Origin of the sequence: Paucibacter sp. JuS9, from assembly GCF_044043925.2 — a bacterium.
Lineage (GTDB): Bacteria > Pseudomonadota > Gammaproteobacteria > Burkholderiales > Burkholderiaceae_C > JAUASW01.
On the sequence record NZ_CP194172.1, the window covers coordinates 4,558,985 to 4,575,052 of the forward strand.

16 protein-coding genes are annotated in these 16,068 nt (G+C 67.3%); 7 read left to right on the forward strand and 9 right to left on the reverse strand.

Features of this window, described 5'->3' with window-relative positions; all coding sequences use genetic code 11:
- Window positions 1-5: 5 nt before the first annotated feature.
- Complete coding sequence (locus tag ABT392_RS20275) at window positions 6-629, reverse strand: AraC family transcriptional regulator (RefSeq protein WP_334277808.1); 624 nt, start codon at window positions 627-629, stop codon at window positions 6-8.
- Window positions 630-705: 76 nt separating this feature from the next.
- Between ABT392_RS20275 and ABT392_RS20280 the strand changes: the two genes are divergently transcribed.
- On the forward strand, window positions 706-2,502 hold the full coding sequence (locus ABT392_RS20280) for an OPT/YSL family transporter (RefSeq protein WP_395384752.1): 1,797 nt from the start codon (window positions 706-708) through the stop codon (window positions 2,500-2,502).
- Window positions 2,503-2,506: 4 nt separating this feature from the next.
- A complete protein-coding gene (locus ABT392_RS20285; RefSeq protein ID WP_395384751.1) occupies window positions 2,507-2,923 on the forward strand; it encodes a tetratricopeptide repeat protein in 417 nt (138 codons plus the stop codon).
- A 3-nt stretch (window positions 2,924-2,926) separates the two neighbouring features.
- Here ABT392_RS20285 and ABT392_RS20290 read toward each other — a convergent pair whose 3' ends face one another.
- The 6 genes from ABT392_RS20290 to ABT392_RS20315 all read right to left on the reverse strand — a co-directional run bounded on the left by ABT392_RS20290 (window position 2,927) and on the right by ABT392_RS20315 (window position 9,535).
- Entirely contained in the window at window positions 2,927-3,394 is a 468-nt protein-coding gene (locus tag ABT392_RS20290; protein ID WP_395384750.1) for a nuclear transport factor 2 family protein, read from the reverse strand.
- Between the two features lie 127 nt (window positions 3,395-3,521).
- Window positions 3,522-4,436 carry a hypothetical protein gene (locus ABT392_RS20295; protein WP_395384749.1) on the reverse strand — a complete coding sequence of 305 codons (915 nt, stop codon included), beginning with the start codon at window positions 4,434-4,436 and terminating at the stop codon, window positions 3,522-3,524.
- A 10-nt stretch (window positions 4,437-4,446) separates the two neighbouring features.
- Window positions 4,447-4,944 (reverse strand): Dps family protein, encoded by a 498-nt coding sequence (locus ABT392_RS20300; RefSeq protein ID WP_395384748.1) that lies wholly within the window; start codon window positions 4,942-4,944, stop codon window positions 4,447-4,449.
- A 39-nt stretch (window positions 4,945-4,983) separates the two neighbouring features.
- Entirely contained in the window at window positions 4,984-7,122 is a 2,139-nt protein-coding gene (gene katG / locus ABT392_RS20305; protein WP_395384747.1) for a catalase/peroxidase HPI, read from the reverse strand.
- Window positions 7,123-7,280: 158 nt separating this feature from the next.
- Window positions 7,281-8,426 carry a trypsin-like serine protease gene (locus tag ABT392_RS20310; RefSeq protein ID WP_395384746.1) on the reverse strand — a complete coding sequence of 382 codons (1,146 nt, stop codon included), beginning with the start codon at window positions 8,424-8,426 and terminating at the stop codon, window positions 7,281-7,283.
- Between the two features lie 188 nt (window positions 8,427-8,614).
- Window positions 8,615-9,535 carry a hydrogen peroxide-inducible genes activator gene (locus tag ABT392_RS20315; protein ID WP_334277798.1) on the reverse strand — a complete coding sequence of 307 codons (921 nt, stop codon included), beginning with the start codon at window positions 9,533-9,535 and terminating at the stop codon, window positions 8,615-8,617.
- 130 nt (window positions 9,536-9,665) lie between these two features.
- On the opposite strand from ABT392_RS20315, the gene panB reads away from it, so the two are divergent.
- Together panB and panC are read left to right on the forward strand one after the other, a co-directional pair.
- Window positions 9,666-10,481: a 3-methyl-2-oxobutanoate hydroxymethyltransferase gene (gene panB / locus ABT392_RS20320; RefSeq protein ID WP_334277796.1), complete on the forward strand. Its 816-nt coding sequence runs from the start codon at window positions 9,666-9,668 to the stop codon at window positions 10,479-10,481.
- A 16-nt stretch (window positions 10,482-10,497) separates the two neighbouring features.
- Window positions 10,498-11,325, forward strand: coding sequence for a pantoate--beta-alanine ligase (gene panC / locus ABT392_RS20325; RefSeq protein ID WP_395384745.1), 828 nt, complete (start codon window positions 10,498-10,500; stop codon window positions 11,323-11,325).
- Window positions 11,326-11,362: 37 nt separating this feature from the next.
- Here the strand turns inward: panC and ABT392_RS20330 are convergent, their stop codons facing one another.
- A complete protein-coding gene (locus ABT392_RS20330) occupies window positions 11,363-11,842 on the reverse strand; it encodes an FKBP-type peptidyl-prolyl cis-trans isomerase (RefSeq protein WP_334277794.1) in 480 nt (159 codons plus the stop codon).
- A gap of 191 nt (window positions 11,843-12,033) precedes the next feature.
- Between ABT392_RS20330 and ABT392_RS20335 the strand changes: the two genes are divergently transcribed.
- From ABT392_RS20335 to ABT392_RS20345, 3 genes are read left to right on the forward strand one after another with little or no spacing between them, the layout of a single operon-like run.
- Window positions 12,034-12,684: a peptidylprolyl isomerase gene (locus ABT392_RS20335; protein ID WP_334277793.1), complete on the forward strand. Its 651-nt coding sequence runs from the start codon at window positions 12,034-12,036 to the stop codon at window positions 12,682-12,684.
- Window positions 12,685-12,690: 6 nt separating this feature from the next.
- Window positions 12,691-13,758 carry a hypothetical protein gene (locus tag ABT392_RS20340; protein WP_395384744.1) on the forward strand — a complete coding sequence of 356 codons (1,068 nt, stop codon included), beginning with the start codon at window positions 12,691-12,693 and terminating at the stop codon, window positions 13,756-13,758.
- 5 nt (window positions 13,759-13,763) lie between these two features.
- Window positions 13,764-14,393 (forward strand): ABC transporter ATP-binding protein, encoded by a 630-nt coding sequence (locus tag ABT392_RS20345; protein ID WP_395384743.1) that lies wholly within the window; start codon window positions 13,764-13,766, stop codon window positions 14,391-14,393.
- On the opposite strand, the gene ABT392_RS20350 is transcribed toward ABT392_RS20345, so the two are convergent.
- Window positions 14,390-16,042, reverse strand: coding sequence for an SMP-30/gluconolactonase/LRE family protein (locus ABT392_RS20350; protein ID WP_395384742.1), 1,653 nt, complete (start codon window positions 16,040-16,042; stop codon window positions 14,390-14,392). The two genes, ABT392_RS20345 and ABT392_RS20350, sit on opposite strands and share 4 nt — an antisense overlap.
- Window positions 16,043-16,068: the final 26 nt, after the last annotated feature.

Here is a 16,068-nt window from a genome sequence, read left to right on the forward strand (position 1 = left end):
TGGCGTCAGGCTGACGCAGGCCCGAAGCGCCGGACCTTGCCCAGCAGGCGCTCCACATAGGCGGCCTGCTCACCCACGGGTGCGGACCGCCACAAGGCCTCGCGCGCCGCCGTTTCACCGGCTTTGACATACATCACCCAGGCGGCCAGGTACTGGGCCGCGAGGCAGCCACCCGCCGTGGCGACCGGCCCCTGAGCATGGAAGGCTTCTTCATCGAGAACGCGCACGCCCGCCTGAATCAGGAAGGGCTTGCTGACGCTGTCGGTGCAGGCCGGTGAGCTGCCCAGCAGGCCGAGCCGAGCCAGCAGCAGGGCGCCCGAGCATTGGGCGCCGATCAATTGCTTCACCGGATCGAGTTGAAGGCGGTCCAGCAATGCGGAGTTCTCGGCGATGGCGCGGGTGTAGAGCCCCGAACCGAACAGCACGACCTCGGCCTCGTTGGCCCATTCCAGCGGCCGCTGGATCTGCACCTGCACGCCGTTCATCGAGGTGGCCATGGTGCCGGGCCCGCACAGCTCGGGCGCGAAACCCTGGGCGCGCAGCCGGCCGAGCAGGCCCAGAGCGACGAAGCTGTCGATCTCGTTGAAGCCATCGAACGTCAGGATGGCGATGCGGGTGGCGGCCGGCATGGTGGGGTAATTGTGGAGCGAAGCCGGCCTTTGCGGCGCGCATCATGCGCGCCATCGCAAATTCACCGCTCTCCCCATGACGACCCTCGCCATCAACGATTCCAGACGCTGGGCCTGGCTGCCGCCCGTCGGCAGCTGGGGCTACTACACCCTGCTGGCCTGCGTCGGCATGTTCATCCTCGGCCCCCTGGGCGGCATCACGGCCGCCTTCATGAACTTCTCCATCGGCTTCTTCGTCGGCGGGCAGGTGCTGGCTGGCATCCTGGGCTCGGTGGTCACCTATGGCTACGGGGCCGAAGGCCGCCACGGCGCCAACTACATCCAGACCACGGCCGCCTCGGTGGCCGGCATGATGGCCATGAGCGCGCTGATCCAGGCCATGGTCTGGATGGGCATGCCGCCGGTGCCCAACTGGCAGCTGATGGCCTATCTGATGTGCATCGCCATGATGGCGGCCGGCATCGGCATGCTTTACACGCCCATCCTCGTCGAACGGATGCAACTGACCTTTCCCTCGGGCCTGGCGGTTGCGAACATCCTGCGCGCCCTGACCGACCCCGAACTGCTGCGCCGCTCGGTCTCGCGCCTGTTTGGCGGCATGGGCCTGGGCGTTGTGGGCGGCCTCGCCACCAACAAGGTGGCCTGGATCGCCGCCACCGAGTTCAGCTGCTCCACCTTTGGCGCCGGCCTGATCGTCGGCGCCCGCGTGGGCGTGCCGGCCATCGTGGGCGGCCTGACGTTCTGGTCGCTGACGCCGTACTTCATCAGCATCGGCTGGCTGAAGGAGAACGAGCCCTTCCGCAAGATCGCCTTCCTGATCGCCCTGGGCATGGTGCTGGGCGCGGCCATCATCGACCTGACGCTGATCTTCTGGCGCATTGCCAAGCAGCTGGCGCAGCCGGGCGAGAAGGTCCATGTGCCGGACGAGCAGCGCACCGGCCCCAAGGCCAGCATCAAGCGCCTGCTGGTCTGGGTGGGCTTCTGGACCGTGGCCACGCTGGTGGCCGGCATGCAGTTCTTCCACCTGAGCTTTGGCTACATGATCTTCGCCGTGGCCCTGGTGTTCCTGTTTGCCCTGGTCAACGGCATCTCGCTGGGCCTGACCGACTGGAACCCGATTTCCTCGGCCTTCGTCGTCACCGTGCTCCTGATGGCCACGCTGGGCCTGCACGACCCGATCCTGGCCCTGATGGGCGCGACCGTGGTCTTCGTCTCCTGCAGCGTCGCCGGCGACATGCAGCAGGACCGCTCGACCGGCTGGCGCCTGGGCTCCAACCGGGCGCTGCAGTTCCGCTTCCAGGCCATCGGCCTGGTGCTGGGTGCGGTGATGACGGTGGTGATCGCCGAGTTCTTCATGACCGCGCACCCGGTGCTGCGCCTGGACCAGACGGTGATGAGCGCCTCCGAGGCGCCCTCGCAATGGACCTCGGCCATGACCTACAAGTTCGTCGGCGCGCTGCGCTCGATCACTGACCCCAAGCCCTACCAGACGCAGGCCATCCTGATCGGTATCGCGCTGGGCCTTTTGACCGAGTTCCTGCGCAAATTCATTCGCAGCCGGCAGGGCTACAAGAAGTTCGCGACTTCTGGCCGGGCCGGATTCGCCACCGACTTTGTCGTCGACGCCGTGTTGCTGCCCAGCCCCTATGCCTCGTCCTTCGGTGGCTTCGTCAATCTGCCGACCTCGCTGTGGTTCGGTGCCGGCGGCGTGGTGGCCAGCCTGATCCAGACCCTGACGCCCAAGCCCAAGGCCGGCGAAGCAGCCCTGCCTGACGACATGAAGCCGACCTCGCTGTTCGGTGGCGGCCTGATTGCGGGCGACGCGCTGGCCGCGCTGGGCATCGGCATCGTCGGTCTGCTGGCGGTGCTGTGAGGTCATGACGGTTCCCAGCGCACGCATACAGGGCCTGGTCGACCAGGCCGACCAGCGCGCCGACGAAGGTGACTTCGAGGCGGCGCTGGCGCTGTTCGAGCAGGCGCTGGAACTGCTGCCCGAGCCCTGGTCCGAACACGACGAGGCGCTGGGCCTGCTGATCTCGCTCGCCGACATGCAGTTCCTGCTCGACGACTTCGAATCGGCACGCGACAGCTTTCTGGCCGCCGTGAACAGCTTCGAAGAAGCGGGCGATGAGCTGCTCGTGCAACTGCATCTGGGCCAGTCCTTGCTGGAGCTGGGCGACGAGGCGGGGGCCGCCGAATGGTTGGTCGCCGCTTACAAGAGTGGCGGTGCCAAGGCCTTTGAAGTCGAAGACCCGAAGTACCTGGCGTTCGTCAAGGCGCAGCAGGGCGCCTGAGCCTCACTCCGCCAGCGGGTGGTGCTCGTAGCTGAGCACGCGCATCATTTCCCAGCGCTCGCCCTTGCGCTGCCAGACGTTCACATACTTGCCCTTGCCCTCGCAGCGGCTGCCGTCCGGGGTGCAGAACTTGTGGTCGCCCGTCTGGATCGCGCCGAATCTCTCCAGCGGATAGACCACCATCGTGCCGGCGATCGGCTCGCGGCGGAACTTGCCGCAGACATTGTTCCTGACCGCATTGATGAAGGCCTGGCGCGAGCGCATCAGGCCGTTCTTGTCGTGAAAGAACTCCAGGTCCCCGGCCACCATCTCGGTGAGCTTGTCGAGCTTGCAGTTGTTGAAGGCGTCGAAGAATTCCTTGTCCAGGGCCTCGACCTGGCGGGACAGTTCCTCGCGGGTCGGCTCGGCAGCCCAGGTGGCGTTGCTGGCCAACAGCAGCGCGGCAGCAAGAGCCGGGATCAAACGGGACATGGGGCGCATTGATGACCTCTTGAATGAGTCTGTCCACGCGGAATGCGTGTGAGCGGTGCAGTGTGCCGACCTCGGCTGCGGTGACGGGTCAGCGGCCGACGGACGGCAGTTTCAGCCTGCCGAGATGTCACCGTGGCGAGGGCCGCCAGCTGCCTTCCTGCTCGCGCTTGGGGCCGCCGATCACCAGCCGCGGCCGCGGCTCGCCCTGCAGGGGTACGGCCAGCAGGTCCATGTTGTTGGCATCTGCGCCGACGAGTGACGGGCCGGTCACCAGCAACCAGCGGCCATCCGCCGACCAGCGCGGATACCAGTTCTTGCCCTCGGCCCGCAGCGTGCGGCGCTCGCTGCCGTCGGGCCTGATCAATTGCAGCTGGGCGCTGCCCTTGCCAGCGTCGGAGTAGAAGGCGATCCACTGCCCGTCGGGCGAGAAGCTGGGTGAACCATTGTGGATGTCTTGCGCGCTGTCCTGTGTCAGCCGCCGTTCATTGCTGCCATCGCGGTCCACGATGAAGAGCTCGGCCCCCTTGCCGTCGACCTGGCGGGAGAAGACCAGCCGGCGGCTGTCGGGCGACCAGCTGGCGCCGGCCGAGGTCTTCAGCGACGCGATGGGCAGGCGGCGCTGCTCGCTGCCGTCGGGCTTCATCAGGTAGAGATGGGGCGCCCGTTCGGTCTCGCCCGCTTCCTTGCGCCAGGAAGTGAAGGCGATGGCCGTGCCATCGGGCGCCCATTCGGGCAGGTAGTCGGGCTCGGGGTCGCTGGTCAGCTGGCGTGGTTCGCCGCCGGCAGCCAGGTCCCAGCTGAACAGGTCGAGGTTGCCGCTGCGCCGGCTCTGGAAGACGATGCGGCGGCCGTCCGGCGCCCAGCCCGGCCAGTTGCCGGGACCGCTTGCCAGCTTTTGGGGCTCGCCCTGGCCGGCTCTCAGCAGGTAGAGCGCGGCCGGGCCGTCGCGGGTGGCGCTGAACAGTAGATCGGCCGGAGGCGGCGCCGTCGGCAGGCTGGTGCAGCCCGCCAAGGCCAGCAGTCCGAGCAGGGCGGCGCGCATGCCTGGCTGCCTACTCTTCGAGCAGGCTTCGGAGCATCCACGCGGTCTGCTCATGCACCGTGATCCGCTGCGTCAAGAGGTCGGCCGTCGGCTCGTCCGAAGCCTTCTCCACCGCCGGGAACAGGCTGCGCGCCGTGCGGGCGACGCCCTCGTGGCCTTGCATCAGGATGCGCACCATCTCCAGCGCCTTGGGCGGCGTGGCCGGCGCGTCCTTCAGGGAGCTGAGCTTGGCGAACTGGGCATAGGAGCCCGGCGCCACATGGCCCAGCGAGCGGATGCGCTCGGCCACCGGGTCCACTGCGTTCCAGAGCTCGGTGTACTGGGCCATGAACATCGCATGCAGCGAATTGAACATGGGCCCGGTCACATTCCAGTGGAAGTTGTGGGTGGTCAGGTAGAGCGTGTAGGTGTCGGCCAGCAGCTTCGAAAGACCTGCCGCGATGGCGGCGCGGTCCTTCTCGCTGATGCCGATGTTGATGCTGCTGCTGGCTGCGGGCTTCTTGGCCATGGGGCGACTCCGGGGTTGTGTTGGGGTCAGATCTTGCCATCAGGCCATGTCGAAGCGGTCGAGGTTCATCACCTTGACCCAGGCGGCGACGAAATCACGGACGAACTTTTCGCGGCCATCGGCGCTCGCATAGACCTCGGCATAGGCGCGCAGCACCGAGTTGGAGCCAAACACCAGGTCGGCGCGCGTGGCGGTGTACTGCAGGGCACCGGTCTTGCGGTCGCGGCCTTCGAACAGTTCAGTGTCACCGCCCTTGGGCATCCAGACCGTGGCCATGTCCAGCAGCTTGACGAAGAAGTCGTTGCTGAGCGTGCCGAGCTTGTCGGTGAACTGGCCGTTCGCGCTGCCATCGGCATTCGTGCCCAGTACCCGCAGGCCGCCGACCAGGGCCGTCATCTCCGGCGCGGTGAGCGTGAGCAGCTGGGCGCGGTCGATCAGCAGCGCCTCGGTGGCTGCGCCGAGCTTGCCCGCCCCGTAGTTGCGGAATCCATCCACCACCGGCTCCAGCACGGCGAAGGATTCGACATCGGTCTGCGCCTGCGTGGCGTCCACTCGGCCCGGGGCGAACGGCACTTCCAGCGTCACGCCCGCCGCCTTGGCCGCCTGCTCGATGCCGACGCCACCGGCCAGCACGATCACATCGGCCAGCGAGAGCTTGCCGGCGATGCCCGCAAGCAGGGCCACGGCCTTGGCCACGCCCTGGTTGATCGCCCAGTCCTTCTGCGGCGCCAGCGCGATGCGCGCGCCATTGGCGCCGCCGCGCTTGTCGCCACCCCGGAAGGTGGAGGCCGAGGCCCAGGCCACCGAGACCAGCTCGGACACCGACAGGCCGGAGGCCGCGATCCGCGCCTTGGCATCGGCAATGTCGGCCGCTGTGGGCGCGAGCGTCGCGGCCGGCAGCGGGTCCTGCCACAGCAGCTCTTCCTTCGGCACTTCCGGGCCCAGGTAGCGAGCCTTGGGGCCCATGTCGCGGTGGGTCAGCTTGAACCAGGCACGGGCGAAGGCCTCGGCAAAGGCCTGCGGGTCCTCGAGGAAGCGCTTGGAGATCTTGCCGAACTCGGGGTCGAAGCGCAGCGTCAGGTCGGTGGTCAGCATCGTGGGCTTGTGGAACAGGCCCTTCACATGCGCATCCGGAATGATGTCCTCGGCGTCCTTGGCCACCCATTGCTTGGCGCCAGCCGGCGACCTGACCATCTCCCATTCGTACTTGAACAGGTTCTCGAAGAAGTTGTTGCTCCACAGCGCCGGCGTCTTGGTCCAGGTGACCTCGAGGCCGCTGGAGACCGTGTCCTGGCCATGGCCGCTGCCGAAATTGCTGGTCCAGCCGAGGCCCTGCTCGTGAATGGCAGCGCCCTCGGGCTCGGCGCCCTTGTGCGACTCGGGCGCCGCGCCATGGGCCTTGCCGAAGGTGTGGCCACCAGCGATCAGGGCGACGATCTCTTCGTCGTCCATCGCCATGTTGTTGAAGGTAGCGCGGATGTCCTTGGCGGCGGCCAGGTAGTCGCCGCTCGCGTTCGGGCCTTCCGGGTTCACATAGATCAGGCCCATGTGGGTGGCGGCGAGGTTCTTGTCCAGCTCCCGGTCGCCATGGAAGCGCTTGTCGGTGGCCAGCCAGCTCGTTTCGGCACCGAAATTCACGTCCATGTCCGGTTCCCACACGTCCTCGCGGCCACCGGCAAAGCCGAAGGTGCGAAAGCCCATGCTTTCCAGGGCCACATTGCCGGCGAGGATGAAGAGGTCGGCCCAGGAAATCTTCTGGCCGTACTTCTGCTTGATCGGCCAGAGCAGGCGGCGGCTCTTGTCGATGTTGACGTTGTCAGGCCAGGAATTGAGCGGCGCGAAACGCTGCTGGCCGCGCCCGCCACCGCCGCGGCCGTCCAGCGTGCGGTAGGTGCCGGCCGCATGCCAGGCCATGCGCACCATCTGAGGGCCGTAGTGGCCGAAGTCGGCCGGCCACCAGTCCTGGCTGTCGGTCATCAGCTTGACCAGGTCTGCCTTCAGGGCCTTGTAGTCGAGCTTTTTGAACTCGGCGGCGTAGTCAAAGCCTTCGCCCAGCGGATGGGACTTGTTCGAATGCTGGTTCAGGAGCTCAACGCGGAGCTGCTTGGGCCACCAGTCCTTGTTGGTGGTGCCGCCACCTGCTGCGTGGTGGAAGGGGCATTTGGCTTCGCTGGTCATCGTGGATCTCCGCTGAGTGCAGGCTGGGCTGCGATGGCGGCAACGATAGGCCCATGCTCCGGGGCTGGCAATTTGAATGGCTCAACCGCGGCGATAGCCAAAAAGATGGGGCCGCCTCCAGGCTGGAGGCGGCCCCGGTTTCAATCAGCGGCGAGGGCTCAGCCTTGCTGCTTCTTGCGGCGGGTCAGACCCAGGCCCAGCAGGCCCAGGCCCACCAGGGCCATGCTGGCCGGCTCAGGAATGAAGCTGGAGCGGATGAAGTCGGCATGGATCGAGGTCGGCACGAAGCCGTTGAACTCGCCGAAGCTGCTGTTCAGGCCTGGGTTGATGTCGCCGTAGAAGCCGCCGAAGCTCAGGCCGAACGAGGTCACCGATGCAACCTTGCCGTCGACGAACTCAGGGCCGCCGGAGTCGCCGCCGGCGCTGGACACCTCGTCGGCACCCACGCCCAGGTCGCAGTACTTGCCGGAGGCCGGCAAGCCCAGGCCCAGCACCACGGTGCGGCAGCTGGCGTCGTTGGCGTCCTGGCCGTTGTCGAAGTCCGCCAGGTAGGTGTACTCGATCTGCGACGAGGGTTCACCCAGCACATCGCTCCAGACCGTGTGGCCGTCCGGGAACAGGAAATCGTCGTCGCCCATGCGGAAGTCGTAGCGGTTGTCGCCCTGGCGCAGGCGGCCCGTACCCAGGTTGGTACCCACAGTGCCGCCGGTGTTGGAGCGGCCGCCGTAGCCGGCAATGTTGTAGCCCTGACCGGTCAGGTCGCCGGTGTAGAGGTCATAGGTGCTGATCGACGAGTCGACCCAGTTGTCCAGGGTCAGCACCGCGATGTCGTTCTGATCGATCACATGGCCGGTGTAGGCCGAGTGCACCTTGTAGTTGCTCACGGCATAGCTGAAGCTGGGCGCGGCGAGCGGGACGGTATCCGGATTGGTGCCGTTGTAGAAATAGACGGTCGTGCTCAGCGGACGGTCGGCCGAGCCATCGCTGACGCAGTGAGCGGCGGTCAGGATGGTGCGACGGTCTTCCATCAGCGAGCCGGTGCAGATGAAGGAACCGGCGGCGCCGTAGTTCATGATCAAGGTGGCCACGCCGCTGTACTGGGGCATGGGTGCAAAGTAGCGCGGATCGCCGCCGGCAGCGCCGGTGGCCGTGGAGGTCACGCCGACGATATTGCTCTGGGCGCTCCAGCTCAGGTCGCCATAGCTGCCGGAAACGGTTCGGGTGTCCAGGGCCAGGGCGGGGTTGGCCGCGGCCAATGCGGCAGCTGCCAGTGCCGCCACCAGGGCGGTACGCTTGTTGATCATGGTAGTGATCCCTCTGATTCAGTCTTGTTGTTGGACGATCAGCCGGGGTGGCCGGCGACCGACGCCGCCGGATGTCGTGAACTAATGCTCACATACTGGCGGTGCGGGCGCAGCATAAGGCTGATCGGTGCGGCCTGCGCCCGTGATGCCCGCAAATGAAGGGCGGGGTTTGCCCGAATTTGCAGGGCTCAGGACAGCCGCGTCACCCCGCCCAGCTCGCAGGCGTAGATCGCGTTGCGCAGCGCTGCGATGGCCTCGTAGCGGGTGAAGGTGCGACGCCAGGCCAGCACCACGCGGCGGCTGGGGATGGGCGCCTCAAACGGAACGAAGCGCAGGTGGGGCGAAGGATGGGGCGGTACGCTCAAGCTGGGCACGACGGTCACGCCCATGCCCGAAGCCACCATGTGCTTGATCGTCTCCAGCGAGCTGCCTTCGAAGCTCTTGCGAATGCCTTCGGCGTCGGACGAGAAGCGGGCGAACTCGGGGCAGACCTCGAGCACATGGTCGCGGAAGCAGTGGCCGGTGCCGAGCAGGAGCATGGTTTCCTTCTTCAGCTCGGCGGCGCTGATGCTTTCGCGCCCGGCAAACGGGTGGCTGGCGGGCACGGCCACGACAAAGGGCTCGTCATACAGCGGTGCGATGGCGAGACCCGTGTCCGGAAAGGGCTCGGCCATGATGGCGCAGTCCAGCTCGCCGGTGCGCAGCATCTCCAGCAGCTTGACGGTGAAGTTCTCCTGCAGCATCAGGGGCATCTGTGGGTAGAGCTCGATGGTCTGCTTGACCAGCGCCGGCAGGAGGTAGGGGCCAATCGTGTAGATGATGCCCAGCTTCAGGGCGCCAGCGAGCGGGTCCTTGCCGCGCTTGGCGATCTCCTTGATCGCACCGGCCTGCTCGATCACGGCCTGCGCCTGCCGCACGATCTCTTCGCCCAATGGGGTGACCGAGACCTCGGCCGCGCCGCGCTCGAAGATCTTGACGTCCAGCTCTTCCTCGAGCTTCTTGATCGCCACGCTCAGCGTTGGCTGCGACACGAAGCAGGCCTCGGCCGCGCGGCCGAAGTGCCGTTCGCGGGCGACTGCAACGATGTAACGCAACTCGGTGAGGGTCATGCGGGCTCCGACAACTTGAGCGCCGAGCCTAACCCGAGGGCCCCTCCGTGCAAACCCGGGGTGCCACCGCTACACTGCGCCCCGCCTGCCGTTTCGGCATTTTCGCGCCCAATCCGGGCGCACAGCGCCCATGAACACGACCACCGAAAGAAAGTCCGTCACGCTGCAGCGCCTGCTGGACATGCATGCCAGCGGCGACAAGATCGCCATGCTGACCTGCTACGACGCGGCCTTCGCCAGCCTGCTGGACGAAGCCGGCGTTGACGTTCTGCTGGTGGGTGACTCGCTGGGCAATGTGCTGCAAGGCCAGACCAGCACGGTGCCGGTGAGCCTGGCCGACATGGTCTATCACACGGCCAGCGTGGCCCGCGGCCGCAAGAGCGCCTGGGTGATCGGCGACATGCCCTTCGACAGCTACCAGGCCTCCACGGCGGAAGCCTGGAAGAGCGCGGCTGCGCTCGTGAAGGCCGGCGCCCACATGGTCAAGCTCGAAGGCGGCGGCTGGACCGCCGAGACCGTTCGCTTCCTGGTCGAGCGTGGCATCCCGGTCTGTGCCCACCTCGGCTTCACGCCGCAGACGGTCACCGCGCTGGGCGGCTACAAGGTCCAGGGCCGCGATGAAGCCGGCGCCGCCTTGCTGAAGAAGCAGGCGCATGAGCTGGCCGCCGCCGGCGCGCAGATGCTGGTGCTGGAGATGGTGCCCGCCGCACTGGCCGCCGAACTGACGGCCGAGCTGCAGATTCCCGTGATCGGCATCGGTGCGGGTGTGGGTTGCTCGGGCCAGGTGCTCGTGCTGCACGACATGCTGGACATCACGCCCGGCCGCCGCCCGCGCTTCGTCAAGAACTTCATGCAGGGTGCTTCCTCGGTGCAGGATGCCGTGCGGCGCTATGTGGCGGAAGTGAAGGCCCAGACCTTCCCGCAAGACGACCTGCACGGCTATTGAGGCGATCGACCGACCGATGAAGCTGATCCACACCATCGCCGAGTTGCGCGCCGAACTGGCGGGCCAGACCGGCCGCGCCTTCGTGCCGACCATGGGCAATCTGCATGAGGGCCATCTGGCCCTGGTGCGCCAGGCTCGCAGCGCGACGGCCGGCCCGGTGATCGCCAGCATCTTCGTCAACCGGCTGCAGTTCCTGCCGCACGAGGACTTCGACCGCTATCCGCGCACGCTGGAGAACGACTGCCGGATGCTGGAGAGGGCCGGCTGCGACCTGGTGTTCGCGCCGGACGAGCGTGAGCTCTATCCCGAGCCGCAGGGCTACAAGGTGCATCCGCCGGCCGAGCTGGCCGACATCCTGGAAGGCCATTTCCGGCCCGGCTTCTTCACCGGGGTCAGCACGGTCGTTCACAAGCTGTTCAACATCGTCCAGCCGCAGCTGGCAGTGTTCGGCAAGAAGGACTACCAGCAGCTGATGGTCATCCGCCGCATGGTGGCGCAGATGGCGCTGCCCATCGAGATCATCGGCGGCGAGACCTGCCGCAGCGAGCAGGGCCTGGCGCTGTCGTCACGCAATGGCTACCTGAGCGACGCGGAGAAGGTCGAGGCGCTGCGTCTCTCTGCCACGCTGAAGGCATTGATCGCCGGCTGGCAGGCTGGCCGCCGCGACGTGGCACCGCTGGAAGCCGAGGCCCTGGAGGCCTTGCGCGCCCATGGCTGGCAGCCCGACTACGTCGTGCTGCGCCGCCAGCGCGACCTGGGCGCGCCCTTGGACGGCGAGCCGCTGGTGGCCCTGGCCGCTGCGAAGCTGGGCGCTACCCGGTTGATCGACAACCTGGAGCTGTAAGCTCTTCGGACTTGCTAGATGGAGGCCACGCTGGCCTTCAGTTGATCGACAGCAGTTCGACGTCGAAAACCAAGGCGGCGGCGCCCGGGATGGACCCTTTGCCGGCACTGCCATAGCCCAACGATGCAGGGATGATCAGTTGGCGCTTGCCGCCTACCTTCATGCCGACCAGGCCTTGGTCCCAGCCCTTGATCACCAGCCCCATGCCGAAGACGATTTCCTCGGGCTTGTTGCGGTCGACCGAGCTGTCGAACTTGGTGCCCTTGAAATCGGCCTTGCTCTGGTCATAGAGCCAACCCGTGTAGTGCACCATCACAGCATTGGCGGTGGCGATGGTGGCACCGGTACCGACCTTGATGTCGGTCGTCTTCAAGGCCGTGACAGACGACCAGCCGTAGGGATCGCTGTTGCCGGACGAGCCGCCATCGCCGCCGCCACCACCGCAGGCGGAGAGGGCCAGACCGAGGGCCAGGGCGGACAGGGTGGCGCGGCGGGAGATCAGGGACTTCGTGAACATCGGAGCAGCTCTGGTGGCAGAAAACAGGTCGGCGGACTATAGCCGCGCGCGCTGATCGCCCGCCGGCAAGGGGTGGCAGCAGTCGCCCTGCGACACTTGCGCTGCCGCGATTGGTGACCTTGGTCAGGTGAGCGGCGCCTCCCGGACAATGCTGAAACCCGAGCCTCGGGCTCCTTTCCTTCCCTATCTTCATGACGCTGACTTCCCTCGCAATCGCGCGCCGCACGCTGCTCCTGGCTGCCTGTTCCCTGGCTCTCACCGCCTGTGGTGGTGGTGGCTCCTCCTCTTCCGGTGGCGGAACCCCCGGCATGCCGGCACCGGTGCCGGCCGTGACGCTGACGGTCACGCACAAGATCCGCATCACGACCAACAAGGGCGTGATCGACCTGGGCCTGGACGCGACGCACGCGCCCACCACGGTCGCCAACTTCCTCAAGTACGTCAACGACGGCTTCTACAAGGACACGATCTTCCACCGCGTGATCTCGAACTTCGTGATCCAGGGGGGCGGCGTTGTCCGCACGGCCAACGGGCTGGTCGAGAAGACCGCGACCTATGCGCCCATCGTGCTGGAAAGCAATACCGGCCTGCGCAATGTGCGCGGCACGATTGCCATGGCCCGCACCAATATCGCCAACAGCGCGACCAGCCAGTTCTATATCAACGTGGTGGACAACGCGAGCCTGAACTATCCCGGCGCCGACAACGGCGGCGGCTATGCCGTCTTCGGCATGGTGACGGCGGGCCTGGACGTGGTGGATGCGATCAAGGGCGTGCAGACCGGCGCCAATGACGTGCCCGTCGCCGACGTGGTCATCACCGACGTCAAAGTCTTGCCTTGATCTGACATGACACCAGCCCACATGCGCCTGCGCTACAGCGCTGCGGCGTTGTGGGCCCTGGCGCGCCGCTGGGGCGCCTTCGTGCTGGTGCTGGCGGCCCTGCTGGGCCAGTACGCCGGCCAGGCGATTGGCTGGCCGGCGCTGCCGCTTTTCTGGGCCGTCAGCTTGCCGCTGTGGCCGGGCATTGCGGTGGTGGTGGCACACGCGCTCGTCGCGACGATGCTCTCCTGGGCCCTGCGTGACGCGCTGCTGCCCCGCCATTGGCTGGAGGCCGAGCGTGCCTTGCCCCAGCCGCGTGCAGCGGTGTACCGCGCCGACGCTGCCGTCGTGGCGCTGGCGCAGGCGCCGCTGCTCCTGCTGCATGCGCTCTCCTGGCTCAGCTGGCGCCTGCATCAGCCGGCCTGGATGCATGGCCTCTGGCTCGGCTCGGCTGTGGCGTTTGCCGCCTCGCTGCTGCTGGGGCTGGCGCTGGGTGTGCTGCTCCTGCGGTGGCGGCGTCAGCCCGGGCGCGCACGCTGGATGCGGGGTACCCAGATCGCCTCGGCAAGCCGGCCGCGGGTCTGGGCTGCCTTGCTCCTGATGCCTCTGTGGCGCGGCCCTGCGCGGCCCTTGGGTCTGTGGCTGCTTGCCGTGGCCACCGGCCTGCTCATCTGCCTGCAGCAGGCCTGGCATGCACCCGAGCATCTGCGCTGGTGGCTGGCGGGCTATGCCTTCGTCGCCTTGCTCGGCAGCAGCCGTGCCTTGGCGCTGGCAGAGCGTGACTTGCAAGGGCTGTTGGACGCCAGCCTGCCCTTGCCGCTGCCAGCACGAGCCTGGCACCATGCCCGCCGCATGCTGGCGCTGGCGCCCGTGCTGCTCTGCTGGCCTCTGCTGCTGCTCATGATGCTGGCCGGCCCCTGGCAGCTCGCGCCCCTGGCCGGGCCGCTGTCCCTGTTGGCCGCATTGCTGGCGCCCGTGCTGGCGCTCTATCTGCCAGCAGACCCTGGCCGCAAGGGCGACGAGATCCGCGCAGCGCGTTGGCTCTTGTTCCTGGCCGTCTGGATCGTGCTGGTCACCGAATGCCTGAAAGCCTGAAGCCCATGAGCGAAGCTGTTCCCTTGCTCTCCACCACCTCGCTGAGCTTTGCCTATGAGCGCCGCCGCGTCGTCGATCTCTGGAGCCAGGATTTCGGACCCGGCCTGTGCTGGATGCGCGGCCCCAATGGCACGGGAAAGTCCACGCGGCTGAAGTTGCTGGCCGGTGCGTTGCAGCCGCGATGGGGCACGGCTCGCATTGCCGGCATCGACTTGATCAAGCAGCCGCTGGACTACCGGCGCGAGGTCTTCTTTGTCGCTGCCGAGCCGCCACCGTTCGAGCACCTGAGCCCCGCCGAGCGCTTCGGCTTCCTGGCGCGGCTCTACCCGCATGCCGACGCGGCCGTCTGGCAGCGCCATGTCGAAGGCTTCGGCCTGCAGGCCTTCCTGAATCAGCCGCTGCGCGCGCTCTCCACGGGCACGCAACACAAGGCCGCCCTGGCGGCCGCGCTGGCCTTGGGCACGCGGCTGCTGCTGCTGGACGAGCCCTTGATCGCGCTCGACGCCGCTTCGCATGCCCATCTGCAAGAGGCCTTGGCCGAGGCCACCGCCTGGCGCGATCGGCTGTGCCTGGTGGTCAGCCATGAAGCGCTGGGCGTGGATCCCAGCACGGTCATCGAACTTGAAGCAGCCTAGGTCCCGATGGCGTGCAACTGCGCGCCGTTGACCGCATAGACGAGGCCGCCCGGGCCTATCAGGCTGGGCGTGTAGGCCTGGCCGATGCCGTCATTCATCTTGACGTTTTCGGTCAGGTCATTGGCACGGAAGTCCCAGCGGTAGATCCGGCCATCCTCGTTGTTGACCAGGGCTGCGCCGGTCTGCAGGTCGACTACCGCCGTGTTGACGCACCATTCGCGCACACCCTGGCCGGTGCTGGTGTCAAAGGTCAGGCCGTTGGCGGTGAGGATTTCCTTCATCACCAGGACCTTGGCCTCGCTGGCGCCGGTGAAGCGGTCTTCCTGGCTGTTGAACGGGTCGACCACGGCCATCTGGTTCTGGCCGTTGCCGGTGCCGATGCCGGCGTAGTTGTTGTACTTGACCAGCAGCAGGTAGCTGGAGCTGCCGGTATAGCTGGGCACCAGGGCGGCCGGCACCACGGCCGGCGTGTCGTCCCAGCCGAAGGAGCCGGGAATCTTGGCCGTCGTGAGCCCGGCGTCGAAGTGCAGCAGCCAGCCGCGGCCGTTGTGGATGTCGCGCACGGCGTTGGTGACGCCGTAATACACGTCGCCATCGGGGCCGACCATGGGCGAGGCGGTCGAGATGTCGGTGACGCGCGCCGGCTGGTTGCCTTGCGGCTCGCGCAGCAACTGCTTGGCCTTGAAGGCCAGGGTGCCCGCGTCCAGCGCCATCAGATAGCCCGACTGGTTCGAGCCACTGCTCACTGCAGTGTTGACGACCACGTAGAGCGTCTTCTGGTCCAGCGACAGCGCCGGCGCCGCGTTCATCGCCGGCTGTGTCATTGCCGGATCGGCTGACAGCGCAGCGGCGCCCATCCACAGCCCGGTGCCGTCGGCGGCCACGCGGGCAAAGCCGCTGGACAGGCCGGCCGGGTTGCCGGCATTGGCCATGAAGCCGAAGAACACATTGCCCGCGTCGTCGACGGTCAGGGGCGTGCTGATCTTGATCTGCGTGTCCAGCGCGGTGGCATTGGCGCTGTAGACGGCATTGCCATAGAAGGCGATGCGGGTGACTGCGCCTGTCGCCAGGTCCACGTCGTCGCGGCGCAGGAGGCGGCCGCCGGACTCGGGAATGTAGACCCGCTTGTAGCGGTCCAGCGCGATGTTGAAGCTGGGCGTCCAGCTGCTGATCGGCAGGGTGTAGCCAGTGCTCTGCTCCCACAGCTTGGTGCCCGTGGCACCGGCGCGCGCCTCGACGATGAAGTCGCCCTCGGCCGTGGTCTTGACCGGCACCAGCACGGTGTTGGCCGCCGAGATGGCCGGCGAGCCGTAATGGATCAGCAGAAAGCCGCCGGAGCGGTAGGGCGGCACGCGATCAATGGGCGTGCTCCAGACGATGCGCTTGAGCGACTGGCTGGCAATGCTGCTCTGTGCCTGATGCTGGGCATTGCCCGCATAACCGGCCCAGGCCGGTGCGACCGCGGGGCCCGGTGCCGGGGCTGGCGCAGGTGTTGGCGCAGGCGTGGGTGCGGGCGTTGGTGCAGGGCTGGGGGCGGGGCTTGGCGCCGGGCTTGGCGCGCTGCTGCCACCACCACCGCCGCATCCGGCCAGCAGCACGGGCAGGCCCAGAGCCAGCACCTCGCGGCGGGTCTTCTTGCTGTCGCTCATGTCTTCGTCTCCTCAATCCGGATTTC

Coding starts and splice junctions, on each gene's coding strand:
- ABT392_RS20310 (WP_395384746.1), bottom strand. CDS start 8,426: ATGATCAACAAGCGTACCGCCCTGGTGGCGGCACTGGCAGCTGCCGCA.
- panC (WP_395384745.1), top strand. CDS start 10,498: ATGAAGCTGATCCACACCATCGCCGAGTTGCGCGCCGAACTGGCGGGC.
- ABT392_RS20350 (WP_395384742.1), bottom strand. CDS start 16,042: ATGAGCGACAGCAAGAAGACCCGCCGCGAGGTGCTGGCTCTGGGCCTG.
- katG (WP_395384747.1), bottom strand. CDS start 7,122: ATGACCAGCGAAGCCAAATGCCCCTTCCACCACGCAGCAGGTGGCGGC.
- ABT392_RS20340 (WP_395384744.1), top strand. CDS start 12,691: ATGACACCAGCCCACATGCGCCTGCGCTACAGCGCTGCGGCGTTGTGG.
- ABT392_RS20335 (WP_334277793.1), top strand. CDS start 12,034: ATGACGCTGACTTCCCTCGCAATCGCGCGCCGCACGCTGCTCCTGGCT.
- ABT392_RS20295 (WP_395384749.1), bottom strand. CDS start 4,436: ATGCGCGCCGCCCTGCTCGGACTGCTGGCCTTGGCGGGCTGCACCAGC.
- ABT392_RS20280 (WP_395384752.1), top strand. CDS start 706: ATGACGACCCTCGCCATCAACGATTCCAGACGCTGGGCCTGGCTGCCG.
- ABT392_RS20345 (WP_395384743.1), top strand. CDS start 13,764: ATGAGCGAAGCTGTTCCCTTGCTCTCCACCACCTCGCTGAGCTTTGCC.
- ABT392_RS20275 (WP_334277808.1), bottom strand. CDS start 629: ATGCCGGCCGCCACCCGCATCGCCATCCTGACGTTCGATGGCTTCAAC.
- ABT392_RS20300 (WP_395384748.1), bottom strand. CDS start 4,944: ATGGCCAAGAAGCCCGCAGCCAGCAGCAGCATCAACATCGGCATCAGC.
- ABT392_RS20285 (WP_395384751.1), top strand. CDS start 2,507: ATGACGGTTCCCAGCGCACGCATACAGGGCCTGGTCGACCAGGCCGAC.
- ABT392_RS20330 (WP_334277794.1), bottom strand. CDS start 11,842: ATGTTCACGAAGTCCCTGATCTCCCGCCGCGCCACCCTGTCCGCCCTG.
- panB (WP_334277796.1), top strand. CDS start 9,666: ATGAACACGACCACCGAAAGAAAGTCCGTCACGCTGCAGCGCCTGCTG.
- ABT392_RS20290 (WP_395384750.1), bottom strand. CDS start 3,394: ATGTCCCGTTTGATCCCGGCTCTTGCTGCCGCGCTGCTGTTGGCCAGC.
- ABT392_RS20315 (WP_334277798.1), bottom strand. CDS start 9,535: ATGACCCTCACCGAGTTGCGTTACATCGTTGCAGTCGCCCGCGAACGG.